The sequence below is a fragment of the Agrobacterium sp. 5Ca50 genome (assembly GCF_055381905.1).
The window spans coordinates 991056-1014566 of the sequence record NZ_AP026439.1; the positions used below are offsets into that span (position 1 = coordinate 991056).

21 protein-coding genes and 1 riboswitch are annotated in these 23511 nt (G+C 54.1%); of the genes, 5 read left to right on the forward strand and 16 right to left on the reverse strand.

Translation table 11 applies throughout. The features are described from left to right. The 7 genes from iolD to iolG form a co-directional block, all read right to left on the reverse strand. Positions 1–1833, reverse strand: coding sequence for a 3D-(3,5/4)-trihydroxycyclohexane-1,2-dione acylhydrolase (decyclizing) (gene iolD, locus ACZ5FM_RS22020; protein WP_464040774.1), 1833 nt, complete (start codon positions 1831–1833; stop codon positions 1–3). Further along, positions 1830–3755: a bifunctional 5-dehydro-2-deoxygluconokinase/5-dehydro-2-deoxyphosphogluconate aldolase gene (locus tag ACZ5FM_RS22025; RefSeq protein ID WP_464040775.1), complete on the reverse strand. Its 1926-nt coding sequence runs from the start codon at positions 3753–3755 to the stop codon at positions 1830–1832. The genes iolD and ACZ5FM_RS22025 overlap by 4 nt, the downstream gene beginning before the upstream one ends. A 4-nt stretch (positions 3756–3759) precedes the next feature. Further along, complete coding sequence (locus ACZ5FM_RS22030) at positions 3760–4878, reverse strand: Gfo/Idh/MocA family protein (protein WP_464040776.1); 1119 nt, start codon at positions 4876–4878, stop codon at positions 3760–3762. 53 nt (positions 4879–4931) lie between these two features. Beyond that, entirely contained in the window at positions 4932–5711 is a 780-nt protein-coding gene (locus ACZ5FM_RS22035) for an ATP-binding cassette domain-containing protein (RefSeq protein ID WP_192489045.1), read from the reverse strand. A gap of 1 nt (position 5712) precedes the next feature. After that, entirely contained in the window at positions 5713–6819 is a 1107-nt protein-coding gene (locus tag ACZ5FM_RS22040) for an ABC transporter permease (RefSeq protein WP_464040777.1), read from the reverse strand. Between the two features lie 54 nt (positions 6820–6873). Continuing rightward, positions 6874–7794 carry a sugar ABC transporter substrate-binding protein gene (locus ACZ5FM_RS22045; RefSeq protein ID WP_250984986.1) on the reverse strand — a complete coding sequence of 307 codons (921 nt, stop codon included), beginning with the start codon at positions 7792–7794 and terminating at the stop codon, positions 6874–6876. Between the two features lie 144 nt (positions 7795–7938). Next, entirely contained in the window at positions 7939–8931 is a 993-nt protein-coding gene (gene iolG, locus ACZ5FM_RS22050; RefSeq protein WP_259147174.1) for an inositol 2-dehydrogenase, read from the reverse strand. A 171-nt stretch (positions 8932–9102) separates the two neighbouring features. Between iolG and ACZ5FM_RS22055 the strand changes: the two genes are divergently transcribed. Continuing rightward, positions 9103–10125, forward strand: a complete 1023-nt coding sequence (locus ACZ5FM_RS22055; RefSeq protein ID WP_250984988.1) for a LacI family DNA-binding transcriptional regulator — start codon at positions 9103–9105, stop codon at positions 10123–10125. A gap of 190 nt (positions 10126–10315) precedes the next feature. Continuing rightward, a riboswitch (FMN riboswitch) is annotated at positions 10316–10462 on the forward strand. 129 nt (positions 10463–10591) lie between these two features. Beyond that, positions 10592–11218, forward strand: coding sequence for a 3,4-dihydroxy-2-butanone-4-phosphate synthase (gene ribB, locus ACZ5FM_RS22060; RefSeq protein ID WP_250984989.1), 627 nt, complete (start codon positions 10592–10594; stop codon positions 11216–11218). 73 nt (positions 11219–11291) lie between these two features. On the opposite strand, the gene ACZ5FM_RS22065 is transcribed toward ribB, so the two are convergent. The 5 genes from ACZ5FM_RS22065 to ACZ5FM_RS22085 all read right to left on the reverse strand — a co-directional run bounded on the left by ACZ5FM_RS22065 (position 11292) and on the right by ACZ5FM_RS22085 (position 16522). Further along, positions 11292–13532 carry a methyl-accepting chemotaxis protein gene (locus tag ACZ5FM_RS22065; RefSeq protein WP_464040778.1) on the reverse strand — a complete coding sequence of 747 codons (2241 nt, stop codon included), beginning with the start codon at positions 13530–13532 and terminating at the stop codon, positions 11292–11294. A 281-nt stretch (positions 13533–13813) separates the two neighbouring features. Then, positions 13814–14119, reverse strand: a complete 306-nt coding sequence (locus tag ACZ5FM_RS22070; protein WP_250984991.1) for an XRE family transcriptional regulator — start codon at positions 14117–14119, stop codon at positions 13814–13816. Between the two features lie 78 nt (positions 14120–14197). Continuing rightward, positions 14198–14836: a YitT family protein gene (locus ACZ5FM_RS22075; RefSeq protein ID WP_250984992.1), complete on the reverse strand. Its 639-nt coding sequence runs from the start codon at positions 14834–14836 to the stop codon at positions 14198–14200. 248 nt (positions 14837–15084) lie between these two features. Continuing rightward, positions 15085–15756: a S24 family peptidase gene (locus ACZ5FM_RS22080; RefSeq protein WP_250985122.1), complete on the reverse strand. Its 672-nt coding sequence runs from the start codon at positions 15754–15756 to the stop codon at positions 15085–15087. 115 nt (positions 15757–15871) lie between these two features. Next, positions 15872–16522 carry a response regulator transcription factor gene (locus ACZ5FM_RS22085; protein ID WP_192489035.1) on the reverse strand — a complete coding sequence of 217 codons (651 nt, stop codon included), beginning with the start codon at positions 16520–16522 and terminating at the stop codon, positions 15872–15874. A gap of 252 nt (positions 16523–16774) precedes the next feature. Here ACZ5FM_RS22085 and ACZ5FM_RS22090 point away from each other — a divergent pair, with 252 nt between their 5' ends. Both ACZ5FM_RS22090 and ACZ5FM_RS22095 read left to right on the forward strand, forming a co-directional pair. Further along, entirely contained in the window at positions 16775–17125 is a 351-nt protein-coding gene (locus tag ACZ5FM_RS22090) for a DUF952 domain-containing protein (protein ID WP_464041046.1), read from the forward strand. Further along, positions 17122–18213 (forward strand): quinone-dependent dihydroorotate dehydrogenase, encoded by a 1092-nt coding sequence (locus ACZ5FM_RS22095; protein WP_464040779.1) that lies wholly within the window; start codon positions 17122–17124, stop codon positions 18211–18213. The genes ACZ5FM_RS22090 and ACZ5FM_RS22095 overlap by 4 nt, the downstream gene beginning before the upstream one ends. Before the next feature lie 48 nt (positions 18214–18261). On the opposite strand, the gene ACZ5FM_RS22100 is transcribed toward ACZ5FM_RS22095, so the two are convergent. Both ACZ5FM_RS22100 and ACZ5FM_RS22105 read right to left on the reverse strand, forming a co-directional pair. Continuing rightward, positions 18262–18756 carry a CAP domain-containing protein gene (locus ACZ5FM_RS22100; RefSeq protein WP_250984995.1) on the reverse strand — a complete coding sequence of 165 codons (495 nt, stop codon included), beginning with the start codon at positions 18754–18756 and terminating at the stop codon, positions 18262–18264. 1 nt (position 18757) lies between these two features. Next, on the reverse strand, positions 18758–19024 hold the full coding sequence (locus tag ACZ5FM_RS22105; protein WP_192489032.1) for a DUF6460 domain-containing protein: 267 nt from the start codon (positions 19022–19024) through the stop codon (positions 18758–18760). Between the two features lie 144 nt (positions 19025–19168). On the opposite strand from ACZ5FM_RS22105, the gene ACZ5FM_RS22110 reads away from it, so the two are divergent. Next, a complete protein-coding gene (locus ACZ5FM_RS22110) occupies positions 19169–20110 on the forward strand; it encodes a methyltransferase domain-containing protein (protein ID WP_464040780.1) in 942 nt (313 codons plus the stop codon). Positions 20111–20131: 21 nt separating this feature from the next. Here ACZ5FM_RS22110 and ACZ5FM_RS22115 read toward each other — a convergent pair whose 3' ends face one another. Together ACZ5FM_RS22115 and ACZ5FM_RS22120 are read right to left on the reverse strand one after the other, a co-directional pair. Further along, entirely contained in the window at positions 20132–21007 is an 876-nt protein-coding gene (locus ACZ5FM_RS22115; RefSeq protein WP_464040781.1) for a transporter substrate-binding domain-containing protein, read from the reverse strand. A 209-nt stretch (positions 21008–21216) separates the two neighbouring features. Further along, positions 21217–22977: an acyl-CoA dehydrogenase C-terminal domain-containing protein gene (locus ACZ5FM_RS22120; RefSeq protein WP_464040782.1), complete on the reverse strand. Its 1761-nt coding sequence runs from the start codon at positions 22975–22977 to the stop codon at positions 21217–21219. Positions 22978–23511 lie beyond the last annotated feature (534 nt).

Here is a 23511-nt window from a genome sequence, read left to right on the forward strand (position 1 = left end):
TCAATTTACCAGTGTTTGCCGTGCCATACCTTCAAGGTAGCGTGCATAGGCTTCTTTCAATTTTTCGGTCGTTCCGACTTGCGGCACGGCAACATCCCACCAGTTTCCTGCGTCGCCAAAACCAGGCCCATTGGTCGGATCGGTATCGATGACGATGACGGTAGGGATATCGCGCTGTCGGGCTTGTGCAATCTGCTGTTCAAGATCGGCAATGTTCTTCGCCTTGATGGCAACGGCACCCATAGACGCCGCGTGGGCGACAAAGTCGATTTGCGGCTGTTGCTCGATGTTGCAATCGGCGTAGAGGTTGTTGAATGCGGCACCGCCGCTGGCCTGTTGCAGACGGTTGATGCAGCCGTAACCTCTGTTATCGGTTAGAACCACCGTAAACGGTACCTTGCGCATAACCGCAGTCGCCAGTTCGGAATTGGCCATCATGTAGGACCCATCGCCGACAAAGCAGATGATTTCCCGTTCCGGCCGCGCCAGCTTCAAGCCCATAGCACCAGCGATTTCATAACCCATGCAGGAGAAGCCGTATTCCATGTGGTAGCCGCCCTGACTTGGCTGCCAGAGCAATTTCAATGCGCCGGGCATTGTGCCGGCCGCGCACATTGCAATCGCGTCGTCGTCTGTTGCACGTTGTACGGCGCCAATGACCTGTGCGTCGGTCGGCAAGCCGTCACTCTTGGGCGCTGCACAGTGGAGATCAACAGCCGCCAGCCACTCCGAGCGCAAGGTGCCGTCTTGCTGTTCCGACTTGTGACCGTCCAAGGCTGCGCTGAGTGCTTCAAGCGCAACTTTCGCATCGGCAACAAGACCAATGGCACCGTGTTTGTCGGCATCATATGCCTGCACGTTGATCGAGATGAGCTTGCGGTCCTTTGCTTCAAACAATGTCCAGGAACCTGTCGTGAAGTCCTGAAAGCGGGTGCCAACGCCGATGACGACATCAGCCTTACGCGCAACAGCATTCGCTGCCGCTGATCCGTCGACGCCAGCAGCACCGAAGTTCATCGGGTGTGCTTGCGGCAAGGAGGATTTGCCAGCCTGGGTTTCGATGACCGGAATGTTGTGGCGCGTTGCGAAATCGGCCAGTTCTTGTTCCGCCCCGCTGTAGATCACACCACCACCTGCGACGATGACCGGGTTGCGTGCTGCGCGGATGGCTTTTTCGACCTCCGCAAGGTCGCGTGTGTCCGGCGCTGGACGGCGTATGCGCCAAACGCGGGTTTCAAAGAACGCTTGCGGCCAATCAAAAGCTTCGGCCTGAACGTCCTGGCAGAATGACAATGTCACCGGGCCGCAATTGGCCGGGTCTGTCAGCACGCGCATGGCGCGTGGCAAAGCAGTTAGCAGCTGTTCCGGCCGGGTAATGCGGTCGAAATAACGGCTGACAGGACGCAGGCAATCATTGGCCGATACCGTGCCGTCATCGAAGTCTTCGATTTGCTGCAACACCGGGTCAGGACGACGATTGGCAAAAACATCGCCGGGAATAAGCAACAATGGCAGACGGTTTACGTGTGCCAGAGCAGCAGCAGTGACCATGTTGGTCGCACCGGGGCCGATGGATGATGTCACCGCCTGGGCACGTGTGCGTTTTTTTGCCTTGGCATAGGCGATGGCCGCATGTGCCATGGTCTGCTCGTTTTGCCCGCGCCAAGTTGGCAGGCTGTTACCTGCCTTCTGCAAAGCTTCGCCAAGTCCCGCAACGTTCCCGTGGCCGAAAATCGCCCAGATACCGTCGATGAAACGTTCGTTATCTTCCGTCAACTGTGCAGAGAGCCACTTCACCATGGCCTGTGCCGCTGTCAATCTTATGGTCGTCATGCGGCATACTCCTTGGCCTTGGCGCGTGCATTGTCCCAAACCCGGCACAAGCGGGCGTAACGCGACACCATTTCATCTGTGGCGGCAGCGTCTGTGATCTCGCCTGCCAGCCAGCGTGTTGCGACATCTGCAAAGATCGTGCGACCGACTGCAAAACCCTTGACCAGATCGAAGCTCGCGGCGACCTCGAAGCTCTGTGAAAGCTCTGCTTCGGGCGCTTCAAGTCCCAGAACGACGATGCCTCTGGTGTGGCGATCGTTTGCCTCAATGGCGTCGATCGCATTGGCCCAAGCCGCATGTGTCTTCAGCGGTTCCAGTTTCCACCAGTCAGGGAAAATATCAGCTTCATAGAAACGGTGTACGAGGGTTGCGACCGTGTCGTCATCGGTTGTTGCCACCTTGGATGGAATGATTTCCAGAAGGAATTCCAGCCGGTTACGGCGTGCAGATTCAAACAGACGTTTTACGGTTGCGATCTGTTCGGACCATACCTCCGCGCTATCTTGCGGATGGCAGAAGCACAGAACCTTAACGACGTTTTCGCGTGCCCATTCGACCAGTGTCCCGCAATCCGTTCCAAGCTCTGGTTCAAGCTTCAGAGGTCTTGATCCCGGCAGTTCTGCCGGACGGCCAATCCAGAGACCTGTTCCAGAGGCGCGTTGCAAGGCGGAGCGGCCAATGCGGTTGTCGCAAAGAATGCCGTAGCCAGCCTGGCCATTTTGCACTTTGAGGGCCGCATCAAGGCACAGTTCCTTGAAAGCACCGCCCTTTTCCAAGGTGTAGCCCGGCATATTCTCAAGCTGCATGCGGTGGTCAAAGGCAAAAACCCGCATGGTTGACCAATCACCATTAACGCGCGTGTGTCTTGTGGTTGACCAGTGCAATTGTTCCAGAACCGGATCATTGCGCAAGTCAGCTCGTACGACGCCACGCTCAAGGAAAAATTGCAGCTCTTCCCAGCTTGGATAGGCTGGTGTGCAGCCATGTCGGCTGACCGCAAATGCGCCGCAAGCGTTGGCGTATTTGAGAGATGTTGGCCAGTCCTGATCGGTCATCCAGCCGCGCAGCAGGCCGGAGAAAAAGCCGTCGCCGGCACCCAGCACATTAAAGACTTCAATCGGGAAACCTTGGCCGGACTGTCCCTTGTCGAGACTGTCAGGAATATCCTTTTCAAATGCGACGGCACCGAGTGCACCGCGTTTGCAGACGAGGGTTGCTGGCGTCAGCGCCCGCACAGCCCTCAGGCATGCCAGTGTGTCGGTGCTGCCACCGGCAATATGAAATTCTTCTTCGGTCCCGACGATCAGGTCGAAGTAATGCAGGGATGCTTGCAGTTTTGCTGTGACCTTCTGGCTTTCGACGAAACGGCTTTCACCATCGCCATGACCGGCGACGCCCCACAGGTTTGGACGATAATCAATATCAAGCGCTGTCCGCAGACCATGTTTACGCGCGAGTTTCAGCGCCTTGATAACGGCGGCTTCAGTGCGCGCGTTGCTGAGATGCGTGCCGGTCACGACGACGGCGCGTGCAGAGGCGATAAAGGCCTCGTCAACATCATCTTCGCACAATGCCATGTCTGCGCAGTTTTCACGGTAGAAGATCAGCGGGAATTGTTCGTCGTCGCGGATACCGAGAATAACGAGAGCAGTCAGTCTCTCAGGATCGATTTTGACGCCCTTGGTGGAGACACCTTCCCGCGCCAACTGTTCAAGAATGAAGCGGCCCATATGTTCGTTGCCAACACGGCTGAGAAGCGCTGTTTTCAGACCAAGACGTGCGCTTCCGCAGGCAATATTGGTGGGAGAGCCTCCGATGTATTTTTCGAAAGACCCCATATCTTCCAGACGGCCACCGACCTGTGCACCGTAGAGGTCCACACCTGCGCGACCGATCGTAATGACATCGAGTGTTTTGGTCACAGCCTTACCTTTCAATATGCACGACACTTCCATGGGACGTTGCCATGGCGTGAATTATCTTTTCGATTTCCAATCCCTGAATGAAATCAGGGCCACAGGCAGCGCCACGTGCGATCGCGCGCAACAGATCGCGTGCCTCAACGACCTTCTGTTCGTTGAAGCCGAAATTGTGGCCCGGTGCCGGGCAAAATGCTGCAAAATCAGGCTGGTCCGGTCCGGTGAGATGACGGGTAAAACCGGCGTCGCCATGGCGATGCAGCCAAAGTTCGTTCATGTTTTCCTGATCGAAGACGAGCGTTCCATCCGTGCCATGCACTTCCCACTGCAAACGGCATTTGCGGCCACGAGCGACACGTGACGTGGCGAACGAACCTTGGGCACCAGAGGCGAAACGCAACAATGCGAGTGCGCTGTCTTCGTTCTCGACCGGCTTTGGACCTTCGGGAGAGTTGCGGGTTGAAACAACGATCTGTGTCTGTGCCACAACTTCTGTGACAGGACCCATCAATGCGATCATTTGGCTCACGAGGTGGCAGCCCAGATCCCCAAGAGCACCCAGGCCACCACCTTCGTGAGTCATCCGCCATGACCAAGGGAGGAGCGGGTCAGCGGAATAGTCTTCGTCATAAACGCCGCGAAATGCCACGGGCTTGCCAATGACGCCATTGGTAATCATCTTTCTGGCGGACTGGAATGCCGGGCTGCGCAGGTAGTTGTAACCAAGAATGGTTTTCTGATCGGGATGTTGTGCGGCAAGAGCCGCCATGGCGCGGGCGTCGTCAAGTGTCAGCGCCATTGGCTTTTCAAGCCAGACATGTTTGCCGGCCCTTAGAGCCGCCTCCGCCATTGGGCGGTGCATGCCGTTTGGCGCAGTGATTGAGACGACATCGACTTTGGGGTCATTGATGGCATCTTCCCAACGGGAGGTCGCGCGTGCAAATCCGAACTGACGAGCGTAATTCTGCGCTGCCTCTTCCGTAACATCATTCAGGATTTCCAAGCGGGGATGCACTCCGCCAAACACTGCTGCCACATTGCGCCAGGCCATGGCGTGACACTTGCCCATAAAGCCGGTGCCGATCAGGGCGATGCCGAGTTCTTTTGCAGGCATTGGATAAGACATCTCTGTCACCAGTTCACTTTCTATGGATAGATACGGGCACGTCTATTGACTGATCAGATCGTGCCGCCAAGAGACCCTTCAAGCTCGGCGAGCTGCTGGCCACCGGCCATCAGATCCTGCAATTCCGGTGCTGTAATTTCGCCCTTTTTCGCCGTACCCAGCGTCTGGCCGCGGTTCAGGACGGTAAAGCGATCACCGACGGCCATGGCATGGCGGACGTTATGAGAGATGAAGACGACGCCAACACCCTGTGCGCGTACCTTCATGATGGTTGCCAGGACATTGGAGGTTTGCCGCACACCAAGCGCCGAAGTCGGTTCGTCAAGGATCAAGACCTTGGCACCAAAATAGACCGCTCTTGCAATGGCAACTGTCTGGCGTTCACCGCCAGACAATGTGCCCACAGCCTGGTCAGGTCCGCGCAGATTGATGCCCATCTTGCGCATTTCCTGGACAGTGATCTCGTTGGCACGGTCGATGTCGAAGCGCTTGAAGATACCCTTACCCGTTGTCGGCTCGCGGCCCATGAAAAAGTTGCGGGTAACTGACATCAACGGGATCATAGCGAGATCCTGGAATACGGTGGCAATTCCAGCTTCCATCGCGTCACGCGGCGTTTCGAAAGACATGGGGCGTCCTTCGAAGGTAATGCTGCCTTCATTGGGTTTGTGTACGCCCGACATAGTCTTGATGAAGGTAGATTTACCGGCACCGTTGTCGCCCAGCAGGCAGTGGCATTCTCCGGGCATGACATCAAAGGTCACACCGTTCAGGGCAATGACATTGCCATAGTGCTTTTTGATGTTTTCCATGTGGATGATAGGTGCAGTCATCTCAACGCTCCCCGGTTACGCGTTTGCGGATTGCATTGTTGAAGATCACAGCCAGCAACAGCATCGCGCCAAGGAAGATCTGGAACCAGTCTTGGTCGAATTTGGTGTAGGTGAGGCCAATGGTGACCATGCCGAAGATGATGGCGCCGAAGAATGCACCGACCGCCGAACCATATCCGCCTGTCAACAAGCACCCGCCGATAACCGCTGTGATGATGGCTTCGAATTCCTTCATGAAGCCGCGCCGTGCATCGGTGGAACCAGCATCGATAACAGCGATGATAGCGACCAGAGCTGCAGCCATTGCTGTCAACATGAACAGAGAAAGTTTGACGCGACGAACTGGGACGCCCGAGTTCTGTGCGGCCACGGAGTCACCGCCTGTCGCGAAAATCCAGTTGCCGAAAGGCGTGCGCAGAAGGACGTAGGTGGCGATAATGGCAAAACCAATGAACCACAGGATTTCAACGGGCACACCCGGTACTTTGGGCGCGCCGGTCCGCAATGTGTCGATCAGCCCCTTGTCTGCCATCCACTGGAAGAACCAGCCGAATGCATCTCCGGAGAAGATTGGTGCAATGAAGTCGCCGCCGACTGCTTCACGGACACCACGCAGCTGTGTCGAACCCCCTGTGACGATTTTCAGTCCAACAAGTGATGCGCCGCGCAGGATGAAAAGACCAGCAAGCGTGACGATGAAAGAGGGTAGCTTGGTGCGAAGGACGATGAGTCCGTTTGCAATGCCAAGAGCACCGGCAAGGCCCATGGTCAGGGGAATGGCAACGATCAGCGGCAGGCCGATATTAACGGTAAAAGCACCGAACAACATCCCGGCAAAAGCGACCATCGAGCCGATGGAGAGGTCGAACTCACCGCCAATCATCAACATGGCAGCGGCGATGCCGAGAATACCCAATTGAGCTGCAGGGGTCATGAAATTCATGATGCCTGACAGCGTGAACATGGTGCTGTCGGCGGTAATCAGGAAAAAGATCGTGACGAGGACGACGCCTCCGATTGCTCCCAGTTCTGGTCTTTTCATGAGCCTGGTCACAAAGGACTCAGCTTTAATGCGTTCATCCACCATAGCAAGCGTCTCCGTCGACATGCTGTTCCTCCCGATAGAAAGCCGGGCCACACCAGTGCATGGCCCGGCTGTTGCTTAGCGGATGCCCTTTGCGGAAAGCTCGATGACCTTTGCGGCCGAATCTTTCATCACAAGGTTCGGGCCGGATGGTACGTCACCGCCCGGGATCAGGCCGTATTCGGCATTAAGCGCCAAGAAGGAAACAGGTAGATAACCCTGCAGGAACTGCTGCTGATCGATGGCGAAGGTTGCCTTGCCGTCGACAATGTCCTGTAGGAAGCCAGACGACAGGTCGAAGGTAGCGATCATGACTTTGTCGCGGCCGATTGCCTGCGCTGCCTGCACTGTGGGCTCACCGACCAGCGAGGCGTTCAATGACAGAACCGTGTCAACGTCGGCGTCGGATTCGAGAGCAGCGCGAACCTTGGCCTGCACTTCTGCTGGGTCGTTACCGGTTGGGATAACGGTGACTTGCCCGAAGCCTTCAGCAAAGCCTTTGCAACGCAGGTCGAGGGACACGTTGCCGACTTCCTGGTTAATGCAGATGCCTTTCTTGCCGCCCAGTTCAGCGAGCTTGGCACCAGCTGCCTTGCCAGCGTCGAATTCAGACTGGCCAACGTGAAGGAGGGCGCCGAGCTCGTGAGCGACATCGGAACCAGAGTTCATGGAAATGACCGGAATACCGGCTTCCACAGCGCGCTTGATGGATGGGCCAAGTGCATCGGCGTCAGGGATGGAAACGACAAGGCCATCTGGCTTCTGGTTAACGGCCGCATCAATCATCTGGCTCATCTGAACCATGTCGAAGGTTTCAGGCGAACGGAATTCTACGGTCGCGCCTGTGTCCTTGCCGGCTTTTTCCACGCCGTTTTTGACGACCGACCAGAACGGGTCGTTCGCCTGTCCATGTGCAACAACAATAATGCTGGCGGACAAGGCCGGACCAGCCATAGCAATGATTGCGGCTGTTGATACCGCGGCAAATAACTTCTTCATGATATCCTCCCGTTAAGTTTCGCAAGGCGCCCCGTCTGAACGCCCTTGCCTCCCGGCCCTCCAAGCCGGATTTCGAGACCGGGTGCGCGTTCTCCCTACGCACTCCGGTCAAAAACTCATGCATCATGACGAGTGGTCAGATGCCTACAGCGTCAGTTCAACTGAGCGACCTGTTTGCGCCGATTGCGTTGCCGCTTCAGCAAGTGCCAGCGCCTGAACGCCATCTTTCAGTGTGACTGGGATCGCCGCACCATCAAGGACTGCAGCGACAAATGCATTCCATTCCGCAACATAGGCACGCATGTATCTTTCAAGGAAGAAGTGCTCTGGCTTCGCGCTCGTCACGCCGGCCTTGGTGGCCTTGGAAACTGTGTTTTCCAGAATGTTGGCGGCCGAAAGCAGGCCTTCTGAACCGAGCAGTTCCAATCGCTGGTCATAACCATAAATGGCACGGCGGCTGTTCTTGATCACTGCGATGCGGCCGTTTGCGTAGGTCAAAGTCACCACCGCAGTGTCGACGTCACCAGCCTTGCCGATCTCAGGATCGACAATCGATGTGCCAACAGCATGCACGGTCTTGGGTGCGTCGCCCATAATGAAGTTAGCCATGTCGAAGTCATGGATCATCATGTCGCGGAACAGGCCGCCGGAAACCTTCACATAGCTGACAGGTGGCGGCGCCGGGTCAAATGATGTGATCGACAGCAGTTCCGGTTTTCCGATTTCACCGGCGTTGACCGCAGCTTTTACAGCCGCAAAATTTGGATCGAAACGGCGATTGAAACCGATCATCACCGGCAGGCCCGAGGATTCGGTTTTCGCCAAGCAGGCTTTCGCACGCTCGAGCGACAGATCCACCGGCTTTTCGCACAGCACAGCCTTTCCGGCTGCTGTCGCTTTCTCGATAAGATCAGAGTGGGTATCGGTCGAAGTTGCGATAAGGACTGCATTAATGGCTCTGTCGGCCAGGATATCCTCAATCGAACGTGCCTGCGCACCATAATGTCCGGCTAACTCATCTGCGGCCGCTGTATTAACGTCCGCAACAGCGACCAGCTCGCTTCTGGTGTTTGCGGCAATATTGACCGCGTGAACCCGACCGATGCGGCCAGCGCCGAGCAATGCAACTTTAAGCACTCTATTCCTCCCGAATTGGAAGCCCTCCTGCTCCCGTGAGCAAGACCTAGCACTCATTTGCTCCCGTGAGCAACAGCAATTTGCTCCCGCGAGCAAAATAAATGGAAGCGTGTGCAAAAAGGAGCTATCAATGAAGCGCGATACACGACATAAGGTTAGGAGGAGACGATTATGCCGCAAGAGAAGAAACCTCTATTCGCCGCGAACGTTACCGCGGATGACGTAGCGGTTGAGGCTGGCGTATCGCGGTGGACGGTCAACCGTGCGTTTCGCAAAGACGCCTCTATTTCCCCGAAAAGCCTGGCAAAAGTCATGTCTGCGGCGGAACGACTTGGTTATGTTCCCGATCTCCGGGCAGCGAGTCTCTCCTCTGATCGGACCAATCTTGTTGCTTTGCTCATTGACGATTTCGCCAATCCTCATAAGCTGGTGATGATGGAGCGATTGACGCGAATCCTGCGTCGTGAGGGATGGGACATTCTCCTCGTCAACACCCTCAACAAAGACGATGCTGGACATGCTTTGCTCAATGCCAGCCAGCGGCGGGTTGATGCGGTTATCCTGATTGGTATTCAGTTTGATGACGAGGTTCTGGAAACCGCCCTGCACGCCCGGCGGTTTCGTAAGCTGATCATTTTTGCCAGAACATCTCGTAACCCGAATACAATTTCTATTGCCGTCGATGACGTGCATGCAACGACTGAAATTGCCAATTACGTCCGTGATCGCGGTTATAAACGTCCGATGTTTCTGGCCGGACCACGCACCTATTCCGCACATTTGTTGCGCAAGGAAACCTTCGTTGACCGCTGGCGGGATTATTTTGGCGTTGAACCGGAAACAGCAAGCGTGCCCGCCTATGATCCTGAACTGGCAGCTGACGTCATCATGAAGGCGTTCACTGGACGTGATTTGGCCAATCTGCCTGATATCATCGTTTGCGAAAACGACGCTCTGGCGCTCGGTGCTGTTGATGTCATCCGCCATAAACTTGGTCTGCGGGTGCCGGAGGACATCGCTGTGGCCGGTTTTGATGATGTGCCACAGGCAGATAGCCCGAATTATCGTTTGACGACCTATCGCCAACCACTGACCGATATGGTCGAATATCTCGTTGAGGTGCTTGGCAGTTCCGAAGACAAGGATTTTGACAGGCTGTTTTTGGGCAAGCTGATTCCCAGAGAGAGCGCCTGAACGTAAGATGCGCGGTGCCTGACATGTAACTGCCATTAGAAATCGGCAGATTGCATACATGATTTGCTACGCTAGCTGCAAAGCTTAGACATCTTTTTCATTCAACACAGTGTTCAGCGTATCGATCATCTAAATATCGATTTTTAAATCAACACGCCTTGCATTTCGCCAGCCTATGCACTTATCTTCAGCCTGTTCTCAGGGCGGGGTGCAATTCCCCACCGGCGGTATCGGGAGTAATCCCGGAGCCCGCGAGCGCTTCCGGTTTCGCCGGAAGGTCAGCAGATCCGGTGAGATGCCGGAGCCGACGGTATAGTCCGGATAGAAGAGAGCAGGTCACGACAGCCATCCTTCGGGGTGGTTGGGCAGTGTTTGTTCGCCCAAGGGAAGTTTTGCCGAAGTGCCCCCAAGCACGGTTGGCGCAACATAAGCCGGACTTCTGGCTCAACCCTTGAAAGACTATGAAATGACTATCTCTAAAATTGAAGATGCTATCTCGGCCATTGCTCGCGGTGAAATGGTGATCGTTGTTGACGATCAGGACCGCGAAAATGAAGGTGATATCGTTTTTGCATCGCAGGATGCGACTGCTGAAAAGATCGCCTTCATGATGAACAAGGCCCGTGGTTTGATTTGCGTGTCTATGGAAGGTTCACGGCTTGATGAACTCGACATTCCATTGATGGTGCCAAACAATACAGAGTCTCTGAAAACAGCATTCACAGTGTCTGTCGACTATTTGCCCGGCACGACCACCGGAATTTCTGCAGCGGACCGCGCAGCGACCGTAAAGGCTTTGCTTGATCCTTCGGCAAAGCCGGATGAGTTTGCGCGTCCGGGCCATATTTTCCCACTGCGTGCCAATCCGAATGGTGTTTTGGGTCGTCCTGGGCACACCGAGGCTGCCGTTGATCTTTGCAGACTTGCCGGCAAGTCGCCTTCGGGCGTCATCTGCGAGATTGCCAATGATGACGGTACCATGGCGCGTCTGCCGCAGCTCGAGATCTTTGCGGAGCAGCACAATATCCTGCTCGTTACGATCGAAGATCTGATTGCCTACATGCAGAACACCGTGACAGAAGTCGCAGCCTGATGAGGCGATAAAATTAAACCGCTCCGTTTTCGCGGAGCGGTTTAGATGACATCAGATGGTATGGAGCGGAGCGTTACGCCGCATAGCGACGATACGAGCCGTTTTGCTGGGGGTTACCCTCCTGCATTCTGAACTGCGCAAGAAGGTCGGAAAGACGACCACTTTCTTCGGCGAGATTTGCGCCAGCGGCATTCATCTCCTCAACCATTGCGGCGTTCTGCTGTGTGACTTGATCCATGTGATTGACGGAAGTGTTGATCTCCGCCAAGCCTGAAGCCTGCTCGCGGGCCGCTGTCGCAATGGCGTCCATGTGTTCATTGATAGCGGTCACAAGCTGGGCAATTTCGGTCAACCCGCTCCCGGTATCATTCACCAATGTAACGCCCTGATTGACGGCAGCTTCGGAGTTACCGATCAGCGCTTTGATTTCTTTGGCCGCATTGGCAGAGCGCTGTGCCAGTTCGCGAACTTCCTGTGCAACCACCGCAAAGCCCTTGCCTGCTTCGCCGGCACGCGCAGCTTCAACACCGGCATTCAACGCCAGAAGGTTGGTTTGGAAAGCGATCTCATCAATGACACCGATGATATTGCTGATCTGCCCGGAGGCCATCTCTATCTTCTGCATGGCTTCGACTGCGCTAGATACAACAGTGCTTGAAGCAACTGCTCGCTGGCTTGCGTGACGTACCATCTCACGGGCTTCACCCGCACGCTCGGAGGTCTGCTTAACGTTGGTTGTGACCTCTTCAAGCGCGGCTGCGGTTTCTTCAAGCGATGCCGCCTGTTGTTCTGTCCGCTTGGAAAGCTGGTCCGACGCAGTCGAGATTTCGCCACTGCCATTGCTGACGCTCTGCGCGGTCTGGTTGACCTGCTCCAGCGTAATGCGAAGCTGATGGACGGATCTGTTGAAATCTTCACGCAGAGCTTCGAATTGCTCGCTGAATTTCTCATTGATCTCACAAAGCATGTCGCCGGAGGCAAGGCGCTTCAGACCATTTGCAAGGCCGGATGTTGCCTTTGTGAGACGCTCTTCTGCTTCCTGTTCAGCACGCTCCTGAATGGAGATGCGTTCGGCCTCAGACGCACGACGGTTTTCGTCTGCCTGTCTCTCGAGTGCCTTGTTGTGCAGGGCCGCCTCTTTGAAGACTTCGACTGCGCGTGCCATTTCGCCGATTTCATCGCTGCGTTTGGAACCCGAAACGGTGACGGACAGATCGCCACCGGCCAGCTTGCGCATGATGGCCGTCAGCTCAGCGATCGGATTGGTGATACGGAAGATGATTGTCAGAATGCCGACCAGTGACAGGGCCGTTATCAAGAGCGTGGCGATGGAGTATGCGATGATTGATCTTGTGGCCGATGTTGCATTGGCAGCGGTGAAGGCGGTCATCTCGACCAGCGCTGCGGATGCGATATCGGCAAGCGATGCCTGTGCCGGTGCTGCATCTTTGCGCCAATCATCGACATTGATGTCGACGGCTACACCATCCTTGGAGGCTGCGAGGGCTTTGGCTTTTTGCGCCGCGTAAGGGCCGCCGAAGTATGAATTTTGCGCAACGTCGAACAGCTTTTTGAGCTGTTCAGGTGCGGTTGGGCTGGCGACGATCTGGGCAATTACGTCGCGTGCAAAGTCAACCTTGGCATCCTGTACGGAGATTTCCGCGAGCTTTGCAGCGCTCAGAGGTTCTTTGGCAATCAATCCACCGACCAGCGTCGAATTCGCAGCGCCACCGTTTGTGCGAGCCTGCCATCCAAGCGAGCGCAACTGCGTGAACATGATCATGCCGGGCTCCCGACCGTTGATTGTCGCTTCTACCCGGTTGGCGGCCTTTTCCAGGTCCGACAACATGCCGTCAGCAAAAGTCAGCACTTGTTTGCCCAATGCTGGATCACGGCTTGCGACAGCCTGCTTCAGCGCATTGTCGATGTCCGCGCGCTGGGACGTCCATTTGGCATAAGCATCCAGCACCGGCGTGGTGGCGCTTTGAATTTCGCTGGAGCCGATATTGTCGACCAATGTGCGAATTGTGCTGAAGGCACCATCGACCTGCTTGCGGCCTGTCTCGAGATTGACGAGGCTTGACTGCATGGCAGAAGTTTCGAGTTTGATTGCCGAGGATATGGCGCCACGTTCGCCTCGAAGGCCAAGCAGGCCATCAAACAAGCTGGCGTCCAATTGTGCCAGTTCTGAAAGTCGGGAGGAATTATCGTATGTTTTAATTTCCTGGACAAGCATTTTGCTCATCAAACCAATAACAGCGAGGCTTAAGCCGACAAAGGCAAGCACAAGAGTGTGTTTTATTGAAATTTTCATGCGATTCCCCCGAGATATGAGGTCGTATTCGGGTTTTCACGTTCCACACGACAGCAATACGGGCTGTGACAGGAGGTGACAATGTCGCCGAATACTCCCTGAATATCAGGCTTTTCGCATGACAACGCTAAAAATTGAATTAATTACAATCTACAACTTATTATCAGTGTGCATGTATAAATTTCATCTTGCTTGAATTCATTGCACGTCCGGGGGGAATTATTGATACCTGCTTGGAAGAGATTGTTATAGGATTTAAATCTCTGCCTTCAGGTTGTTTTTTAGATGACGTTGTCATCTGCAGCACTTCCACCCTCACCTTCCCAACCAACGATTTCTTGTCTTTCCTCGCGGTCAAACTTTAGGCGAACGCCAGCGCCATTACCTTCCTCAGGCAGAAATACAGCGCCGAGTTCCTCAAGCGCGGATTTCAAGGCACTCAGGACGCTCTGGGGAGGTGTTTCGATGCCGCTTTCAAACCGTCTCAACAGGTTCAGTGGAACGCCAGATGTCTCGCTGAGCAAGGCTTGATCGGCCTTAACTAGGGCACGTGCTGCGTGACAGAGTTCAGGGGTCAGAATGGGCATTTTGCTTTCCCTTTCAGTCTCAAAAGGTCAATGTAAAGCAGTATAATCTCGTTTAGCCTGAAAAGGAAAGAATGAGCATCACCGCACCACGATGTAACGATCGGCGCGGTGATTGATGGCAAGGAAGATGTTCAGCACGACCGCACCAAGGATGGAATAGGTAACGGTGATTGGATCGATCACAGTGAAGGCGCACAGCATGACAACCGCATCGAATGCCAATTGTATCAGGCCCGCGCGAATGCCGAAGCGGTCCTGGATATATATTGCCAGAATGCCGATGCCCCCGAGACTTGCCCTGTGTCGGTAAAGTGCCAACAGGCCGTAACCCAAAAGCAGGCCGCCAAGCAGCGCCGCCCATATGGGGTTGATGCTTTCAATCACCAGCATCCGGGATTCCAGTTCGGTAATCACCGATACCAGCGCAATGGCAATGAATGTTTTCAGAGAAAAAGCCGCACCCAGACGTTTGAACGACAGGTAGTAGAATGGCAGGTTGACGACAAAAAATAGCAGGCCGAAGCTTATGCCCCATGCATAGTGCATGAGGAAGGCGACGCCTGCGGTGCCGCCGGTCAATAGGCCGACTTTATTCATGAAATAAAAGCCCAAAGCGGAGATCATGCTGCCGGTAAATATGCCCTGTATGTCTTCGGCCGCAGAGTGATGCGACGGATCTGATTTCCACATACCATAGACGCTTTTGGACTTTACCATTCCCCATCCTTTCGGGCTAATGCATGCTATTTTGCATTGCGCCCTAGGGTTCATCAAGCAGGGTAAGTAAGCAAAGCTGACCTATCATGAAAAATGCAAGAAAACATTATGTCACAGTGCTTTGCGCGAAATAAACAGAATGTTGCAGACGGCTTTTTTAATATCCGTGAGAACGGCAAAAATGAAAAACGGCGACGCGTTGTGTTGCTTGCAGGAGCAAGCAGCAAATCGGCGCGTTTTTGAACACCTTATTGGCTTGCCCAAATGATACGGGCGATCCACTCAACTTCGCTGATGTCAAATGTTCGGTTGGGGTGTGCCGGGTTCAAGGACAGCAATTCAATAGAGCGCGGGCTTTGACGGGCGAGAAGTTTTGCCATGACTTCGCCGTCGCGGCTTTTGACCACCACACGGTCACCACGCCTGACTTGGGCGCCGGGTTCGACAATTAGAATATCGCCATCTCTGTAGAGCGGCATCATGCTTTCGCCCTGTACTTCCAGAGCGTAAACACCTGCCTTGTCGGCCGGAGAGGTTGGAAACTCAACGACGTCCCAGCCCTGACCAGCAGGAAAGCCACCATCGTCAAAAAAACCGCCGGATCCAGCCTGCGCAAAGCCTAGCAAGGGTATTGCCCTAAGTTCAGCTTGTGAAAATGCGGTGTTTTGAAATGCAGCGTTTGTATCACTGTTGGTTATGACAATGCCAAAAAAGTCGTCGACACTTGCGCCTGTCGCTTCCAGCACCTTGGACACTGACTCTGTCGATGGCCAGCGCTGACGACCATCAGGGCCCAGCCGTTTGGATTTGTTAAATGACGTAGGATCAAGCCCTGCCCGCCGTGCAAGTCCGGAAGGGGTCAGCTGATTGCGTTCAGCAAGGTTGTCGATAGCGCTCCAGATCGCATCGTGTGAAAGCATTGGCATATGGACCCATGAGTGGGGTTGTTACGTGAGTCACCCCTATTGTCATCTGCCCCATGTTAGACATTGGTACGATAAAGTAAAGTAAGGAAGGAATAAAATCCTTTCCTCCCTATGCCACCATGGCTGAGCTGTTTATTTTCGACAGCTGTATGACCGCCTGAGTGCGACTATCCACCTTGAGTTTGAGCAGGATTGCCGAGACATGCGCCTTTATGGTCGCTTCAGACACCCCCAGAGCATAAGCGATCTGTTTGTTAAGCAGTCCTTCGCCAAGCATGCCGAGAACGCGGCTCTGTTGTGGGGTCAATGTGCGTAGTCTGTTGATGAGGTCCGCAATGTCAGGATCGTGTTCGCGTCCGTCCTGATAGCCGTTCGGTGTTGAAATTCCCCCGTTCAAAACCGTCTGAATGCTTTTGCGCAACTCATCAATGCCGGCAGATTTCGAAATGAAACCAGATGCGCCCAGTTCAATAGCGCGGCGGACTGTTGTCGTGTCGTCGGTGGCAGACACGATGACAATCGGCAGGCTTGAGAACTCGGCGCGCAATGCCATCAGACCTGAAAAGCCGCTGACCCCCGGCATGGCGAGATCGAGCAGCAAAAGGTCAGCATCTTTCTGCTCTTGCGCTGCGGCATGTGCCGTTTCGAAATCCCCGGCCTCCACAATGGTCTGGTCTGCATCAATGCCGTTGACGGCTTGTTTCAACGCACCTCGAAATAACGGGTGGTCGTCCGCGATGATGATCGTGAGTTGTGTCATGGGAAGCCCCCTCCCAAGGGCACGGGCACGCTTTCGCTTGCCCTATAACGGGAAAGTTTAATCTTGCCCGCCAGTAGATACAACTGATTGCTGGCTCTATGGCGCATGATGTTGCTGTATGACGCGTTTGAAAAGCGGGTCTTTGGCTATTTCCAACGGAAATCGGTAAAACTTGTCGATGAAAGATGGACAAGGGCATCCCTTTGGGGCAAATCGGCTGGCATCATTGACCCCACACAGAGATTTACTGGCATGGTGGCTTCCCTCATTTACAAGATTGTGCCGCAAGCCCTCTGGCAGGCTGCCCGCCAGAAAGGTGTTTTTGACGGAGCGTCGATCGACCTTCAGGATGGCTTCATTCATTTCTCGACGGCTGCCCAGGCTTTGGAAACAGCGGCACGGCACTTTTCCGGTCAAAACGATCTGCTGCTTATTGCAGTAGAGGCGGCGAAACTGGGTGAGGCTCTCGTCTTTGAACCGTCAAGGGGCGGCGATCTGTTTCCGCATCTCTACGCTGCTTTACCGCTTGATGCTGTCTTGTGGGAAAAACCTCTGCCACTTGGCGCAGATGGTCTTCATGTTTTTCCGGAGCTATCAGAATGAACGATTTTCTGTCGTCGATTGGCCGTCGCGGTCTGTTTATGCTTGATCCTGAAACAGCGCATGGTTTGTCGATCAAGGCGCTGAAAAGCGGTCTCGTGCCAAGCTGCGCGCCTGCTGCAGATCCCCGTCTGGTTCAGACAGTTGCCGGAATTCGATTTTCCAATCCGTTGGGCATGGCTGCCGGTTACGACAAGAATGCTGAAGTGCCAAATGCGCTGTTGAAGCTGGGTTTTGGTTTCACTGAAGTTGGAACACTGACGCCGAAACCACAGGACGGTAACCCGAAACCACGCATTTTCAGATTGACGCAGGATAATGCCGTCATCAATCGCTTGGGTTTCAACAATGAGGGCCATGAAGTGGCATTTGAACGCCTGTCAGCGGGGCGGTTGAATGGCATCGTCGGCGTTAACATTGGCGCCAACAAGGACAGTGCAGACCGGGTTGCCGATTATGTTGCCGGGATCGACAAATTCTATTCGGTTGCCTCTTATTTCACAGCCAATATCTCTTCTCCGAACACACCTGGGTTGCGTGACTTGCAGGCGCGGGAAAGCCTTGCTGTTCTTCTGTCGGCCGTGCTGAGCAAGCGAGATGCACTGGCGGCAGCTAGTGGTAAACGTATTCCGGTTTTGCTGAAGATCGCGCCCGATTTGACGGAGGAAGGGTTGGATGACATTGCGGCAGAAGCGCTGGAACATGACCTAGACGGTTTGATCGTGTCCAACACCACGCTATCTCGGGCAGGTTTGAAGGCTGGCCCCCATAATGGCGAAGCTGGCGGCCTGTCTGGTACACCATTGTTCGAGCGTTCGACCGCCGTGCTGGCCAAGGTTAGACAGCGCGTTGGCAAGTCCCTGCCGATTATTGGTGCAGGCGGTATTTCCTCTGCTGAGACAGCCATTGAGAAAGTCCGCGCTGGCGCTGACCTGCTGCAGCTTTATTCGTGCATGGTCTATGAAGGTCCAACGCTGCCGTCACGGATTATCCGTGGTCTCTCGAACCTGATGGATCGAGAAAAGGTCTCGTCGATAACGGAGTTGCGCGACAGCGCAGTGGATAAATGGGCCAGCAAACAGCTCGATTGAGCCATTTGCTGATTTTGCAGGTGGTTTGAATTTGTCTCTATTGGGCGGTTAGCTTGAAAGCACCATCGCCCAATAAGGCCGATTTCCTGAAGACGCATCCCGTGCCACGGCAACGCCAAGACCATGATAATTGCCCAGCATGTTTTCCAGATGCTTTGGAGAATCAATCCAAGCCTGAACCGCTCTCTGCACCTCTGCCTGGCCGCTGGCAATATTTTCCGCAGCAGGAAGTGGCACAGAGTGGCTTTTCATACGGCTGAGGAAGCTGTCGCCCAAACCGATGAGATGGGACATCTTGTCGGCTTTTGCCATGCGAACCGCCTGGCTTGCTGCCGCCTGTCGCGCACGTGTGTTGGCGCTTAAGGGCGAAAGTCCGCGCCCTTCACGAAGCTTGTTAACCATCGCCAATGCGGCGCCGGTTTCATCCGAGGTATTACCCGAGAGCTTTGGTGCGCGTGATGATACGCAGGCCGACAGCAAGACAGTTGCTGAGACTGCAAGAATGTTTCTGCGCGAGATTTTTGGTATGTTTTGCAAGGTCATATCAACGGCGGTAGTTGAAAATTCGCAGGATGATGAAAATAGGAATGACGATGGTCGCTCCCAGTATTAGGTAATCGCCAATTTTCCCGAGTGCGGCAAAACCACTGTGCCAGATATCGAGAATGAAATTGCGGATGCTGTAGACGAGATCCCATGGGTCAACGCCAAAGATCGCCATCAAAAAACCGACGATCAATGATACGACCACCAGCTTCAGTACGGTGCGAGCGGGACTATCCCCGAGGAACCTGTTCACATCACCAGCCATTGTGTTCTCCTTTTGGGACAGAGATATGAAAGGCAACGCCTGCCTGCAACCCTATTTCTATATGTATGAGCGCTGCGTGAATGAAATAAGACTTGAGTTTTTTTATGACTGCTGCAATTAGCGCCATCGCTTCAGGATATTGCTATGGCCTCAACCCAATTTTCTTCCGGTGACGTAATCGTAGACCGCCGGGCGGATTATGCCCGAATGCTTGCTGAAAGCGGCGATCACCTCGCCGCGACCGAACTTATGGCGCAAGCCTTGGAACTGGCCCCCAACTGGCCGGCGGGATGGTTTAAAATGGGGGAATATCAAGAGAAATCCGGAGATAAGGGAGGCGCAATATCTGCCTACGAAAGGGTGGTATCCCTGGACCCAGAGGGGATATTTGCAGCCGGCCTGAAGCTCGCTGTTCTTGGGGCCGCGGAGGTGCCCGACCAACCTCCAAGCCGTTATGTCGAGGAATTATTCGATGAATATGCCGTACGGTTTGAAACGGCACTGGTTGAAAAACTCGAATATTCCGTTCCTGCCAAACTTACGGCCCTGATCGAAAAAAATATCCCCACCCCTTCGTTTCGCTGTGTTGTTGATATTGGGTGTGGAACTGGCCTGCTGGGTGTTGAAATCAAATCCATGGCAGGCAGGCTTGAAGGCTTTGATATCTCTGCCAACATGCTGTCCAAGGCAGAAGAAAAAGAGATATATGACTATCTCGGACAGGCCGATCTGGCGTTGGGGCCAGAAGAATCCGCCTTATTTACTGAAAGTTTTGACCAACATCGTGCTGATCTTGTCGCTGCGGCCGACGTGTTGATGTATCTCGGAAGCCTAGCGACGGTATTTGACCTGACCGAAAGCCTGTTGATGCCACAAGGCATATTCGCTTTTTCCGTTGAGGATGCTGGCGATGAAACTGGCTTCACGCTTCGCCCTTCGCTGCGATACGCTCATTCCTTCGATTATGTCTGTGATCTCTTGGCGAAAAAAGGTTTCGACCTGTTGGAGAGCGTGCGGACCACCATCCGAATGGATGCAGGTAAACCTATCACGGGTATCCTGTTCATTGCACGTAAGGCCGATTGAAAGAGCTTGAAGCGTGATGCCTCAGTAAAGGCCACGCGGAAAATAGCGGCGATAGATCTCGTCCAGCTTGCCATTGCGTGACAAGGTCGCCAGCGCCTGATCAAAAGCCGGGATGAGGACATTTTCTGGATCATTCGCCATAATCGTCAGACCTTCGCCCAGGAATTTGTCGGACATATAGGGCCCGTCAAACAGCTCACAACAATCCGCTGACGCTGCGCCAGATACCCAGAATGGCAAACGCAATCCATCGGCAAAAATGGTATCTACAGCACCGGTTTTGACAGCCTCGAACAGCTCGTCGTAATTTTTATATTCGGTGCTGGTAATGTCAGGGAAAAAGGCTTTCAGCATTGCCTGGTGGCGAGAGTCAGCGACAACACCGACCTTGCGTTTGGCCAGTGCAGTTGCTGCACTACCTTGCAACTTGGCATTCTTGTTGGCGACAAAACGCGCTGGCAGCATCATATAGGGACGGGAAAACGAAAAACGCTGGCGCAGCGAACCGGTGACCGCCATGCCAGAAACGACTGCATCCCCCTCACCCATCTCCACGGCCGCTTCCAGCTCATCAAACGGCAGGGCCTGCATCTGGCACTTTGCGTCCATTTTCAGCTGCGCACAGACTTCGCGCACCAGATCGACGTTAAAGCCGGTCAGGCGGCCATTCTGGTCGGTGAAATTAAACGGCGGAAAATCAACCGACATCAGGAAACGAATGCTGCTTATGTCAGAGATATTGGCGCTAGGAAGACGCTCGCGTGTATCAAACAAGACCGGAAGCATGCCATCGGTATTCTTCTCAGCGCTTTCTGCCGGCGCACTGAACAGAATGCCCAGCGTTGCTAGAAATATCGAAAGGCTCGGTAACTTCAGCGATGCAAGCTGGCGGGGCATGGGCATGATCCATCTTGGATATAGGAGGCCATCAGTTCAGTGGCAGTATAACAGAATGCTACATACTGAATATACACCCGAACGGTCACTATCCATGTCTAAAAATTGTCAGCTGTTTTTTGCAGCGATAGGTGATGATAACCGAAGTGAGCCAGAAAAGCTGGCCCACCTGAATTTTGGTGCCGATCTGATCAGATGCCTGCTGTTTGTTAAAACAGCTCCGCATCAAGCGCCATGATTGAAACCGCGCCGTTCTCAATGGCTTTGGCCAAAGCCTCGGTTTGTGGCAGCATGCGATGGGCAAAAAAATCTGCAAGCACAGTTTTTCGACGTTCGAAATCGTTTGTTTTGCCGGCCGCTTCTTTCGCCATTTTTGCCCACATCCAGCCGAAGCACACAAGGGCAAACATCCGCTGATAATCGGTTGCCGCAGCGCCGGTAAAGGCGGCGTCACTCTGACGCGAAAGCAGGGTTTCGGTAATGGCTTCCAACTGCTTTAACGCGGCAAGAGAACTTTCCGCGATTGTTTTCGCTGCGTCTGTCTTGGCAGCACTTTGCATGTCCTGGCGCATCGTTTCGAACAGACCTCGCACCACTCCACCGTTCTCAAGTGGTAACTTGCGGCTTACGAGATCAAGGGCCTGTACGCCATTGGTACCCTCATAAATCTGGGTAATTCTGGCATCTCTGACAAACTGCTCCATACCCCATTCGCGGATGTAACCGTGCCCGCCAAATACCTGCTGGGCCAGCACTGCAGTTTCGAAGCCGAAGTCGGTGAAAGACGCTTTCACGACAGGTGTCAAAAGCGCCACTAGATTGCCGGCCTCATGCCTTGTCTTTTCATCCGGATGCCGGTCTGCGATGTCCATTTGCAAGGCTGTCCATACCGCCAGAGCGCGCGCGGCTTCGATAAAACTGCGTCCGGTCAACAGCATCTTGCGTACGTCGGGGTGTTCGATAATGGACACTGGACTGCGCGCGCCATCTGCTGAGCGGCCTTGTAAACGCTGACGTGCATAATCGCTCGCTTTTTGAACGGCCGCTTCGGCAATGCCCAACCCTTGAATGCCGACCATAAGTCGCTCGGCGTTCATCATCGTGAACATGGCATTCAGTCCACGACCGGCCTCCCCAACAAGCCAGGCTGTCGCTCCGTCATAATTCATGACGCAGGTTGGTTGGGCGTGGATACCCATCTTGTGTTCCAGCGAGCCAACGGACATTGTGTTGCGATCACCGAGGCTACCATCAGCGTTGACAAGGAATTTCGGTGCCAGAAACAGGCTTATGCCTTTCACGCCCTTCGGTGCATCTGGCAAACGTGCCAATACCAGGTGGATGATATTGCCGCCGAAGTCGTGGTCGCCTGAGGAAATGAATATTTTGGTGCCTTTGAGCTTGTAGCTGCCGTCACCAACCGGTTCGGCGCGTGTGCTCAGCAGACCAAGGTCTGTGCCGGCCGACGCCTCGGTTAGAGCCATTGCGCCTGTCCATTCACCTGAGGTCATTTTGGATAGGTATGTCTGTTTCAAGGTGTCGTCAGCATGGTGGGCAATTGCTTCAGCGGCGCCCCGGGTCAGGCCTGGGAAAAGCCCAAATGACAGATTGGCCGAAGCCATCATTTCATCCAGCAACAGTTGCAGTACTCGAGGAAGCCCCTGGCCGCCAAACTCCGGATCACCAGATAGCCCGCCCCAACCCGCTTCGACGAATGTCTTGTAGGCGTCCGCCATTCCTTTTGGTGTGCGGACCACGCCGTTTTCCAGAGTGGAACCTTCCTCATCACCGGCTCGATTTATCGGTTCCAGCACACCCGTTGCAAACTTACCGGCCTCTTCCATGACGGTAACCGCAAGTTCTGCATTGACCTCCTCAAATCCCCGCAGGTCTTGCATAACACCATCGAAGTTGAAAATTCTCTCCAGCAGAAACCCGATATCATCGACCGGTGCGGTATATGGCGCCATTTCAGATTTCCTCCACCCTTGGAATGCCGCGTCCTAACAGGGATGATGGCACACCACCTGTTTGACCCTCAATGTACCAAACGACTGTTACACTTTTCAAGGACGAAAATTTCACAAATCTATACCGGTTTCTCGATTGGAGGGACGACGGTTATGTGGCTCTTTGAATGGCCGTCTCCATTACTGAGTCAGGCAATATGTGCGGAAACAGGGTTCTGCTAACGTGTAAATATGCGGCATTCTTGTTGCCGCTGACCTCTGGCAGGGGCGGCAATGATTCGCGGTTTTTGCTGAATAAGACGTCCGAATTTGTCAGTCTGATGATGAAATGGCTAACAGCGGAAGGTTTTGCCCTCAACAGGCGCGTATCTGCAGGTTCCTGAGCTTTCAAAATAAAGTCACTCAAGGGTGACATAGGTAATTGATTGAATTATGTATAGAAAGATGATTTTGCTAATTTAGTTTTATTATGAAATTCTCCCGCTTTTCGCCTTAAGTGTAAACGGCTAGAGCGTTGTTTTCTGTGGTGTAAAA

What these genes read in the sequence shown, in the direction of transcription:
- iolD (WP_464040774.1), bottom strand. Translation starts at nt 1,833, where the DNA reads ATGACGACCATAAGATTGACAGCGGCACAGGCCATGGTGAAGTGGCTC.
- ACZ5FM_RS22030 (WP_464040776.1), bottom strand. Translation starts at nt 4,878, where the DNA reads ATGTCTTATCCAATGCCTGCAAAAGAACTCGGCATCGCCCTGATCGGC.
- ACZ5FM_RS22035 (WP_192489045.1), bottom strand. Translation starts at nt 5,711, where the DNA reads ATGACTGCACCTATCATCCACATGGAAAACATCAAAAAGCACTATGGC.
- ACZ5FM_RS22040 (WP_464040777.1), bottom strand. Translation starts at nt 6,819, where the DNA reads ATGTCGACGGAGACGCTTGCTATGGTGGATGAACGCATTAAAGCTGAG.
- ACZ5FM_RS22045 (WP_250984986.1), bottom strand. Translation starts at nt 7,794, where the DNA reads ATGAAGAAGTTATTTGCCGCGGTATCAACAGCCGCAATCATTGCTATG.
- ACZ5FM_RS22055 (WP_250984988.1), top strand. Translation starts at nt 9,103, where the DNA reads ATGCCGCAAGAGAAGAAACCTCTATTCGCCGCGAACGTTACCGCGGAT.
- ribB (WP_250984989.1), top strand. Translation starts at nt 10,592, where the DNA reads ATGACTATCTCTAAAATTGAAGATGCTATCTCGGCCATTGCTCGCGGT.
- ACZ5FM_RS22065 (WP_464040778.1), bottom strand. Translation starts at nt 13,532, where the DNA reads ATGAAAATTTCAATAAAACACACTCTTGTGCTTGCCTTTGTCGGCTTA.
- ACZ5FM_RS22070 (WP_250984991.1), bottom strand. Translation starts at nt 14,119, where the DNA reads ATGCCCATTCTGACCCCTGAACTCTGTCACGCAGCACGTGCCCTAGTT.
- ACZ5FM_RS22075 (WP_250984992.1), bottom strand. Translation starts at nt 14,836, where the DNA reads ATGGTAAAGTCCAAAAGCGTCTATGGTATGTGGAAATCAGATCCGTCG.
- ACZ5FM_RS22080 (WP_250985122.1), bottom strand. Translation starts at nt 15,756, where the DNA reads ATGCTTTCACACGATGCGATCTGGAGCGCTATCGACAACCTTGCTGAA.
- ACZ5FM_RS22085 (WP_192489035.1), bottom strand. Translation starts at nt 16,522, where the DNA reads ATGACACAACTCACGATCATCATCGCGGACGACCACCCGTTATTTCGA.
- ACZ5FM_RS22090 (WP_464041046.1), top strand. Translation starts at nt 16,775, where the DNA reads ATGGTGGCTTCCCTCATTTACAAGATTGTGCCGCAAGCCCTCTGGCAG.
- ACZ5FM_RS22095 (WP_464040779.1), top strand. Translation starts at nt 17,122, where the DNA reads ATGAACGATTTTCTGTCGTCGATTGGCCGTCGCGGTCTGTTTATGCTT.
- ACZ5FM_RS22100 (WP_250984995.1), bottom strand. Translation starts at nt 18,756, where the DNA reads ATGACCTTGCAAAACATACCAAAAATCTCGCGCAGAAACATTCTTGCA.
- ACZ5FM_RS22105 (WP_192489032.1), bottom strand. Translation starts at nt 19,024, where the DNA reads ATGGCTGGTGATGTGAACAGGTTCCTCGGGGATAGTCCCGCTCGCACC.
- ACZ5FM_RS22110 (WP_464040780.1), top strand. Translation starts at nt 19,169, where the DNA reads ATGGCCTCAACCCAATTTTCTTCCGGTGACGTAATCGTAGACCGCCGG.
- ACZ5FM_RS22115 (WP_464040781.1), bottom strand. Translation starts at nt 21,007, where the DNA reads ATGCCCCGCCAGCTTGCATCGCTGAAGTTACCGAGCCTTTCGATATTT.
- ACZ5FM_RS22120 (WP_464040782.1), bottom strand. Translation starts at nt 22,977, where the DNA reads ATGGCGCCATATACCGCACCGGTCGATGATATCGGGTTTCTGCTGGAG.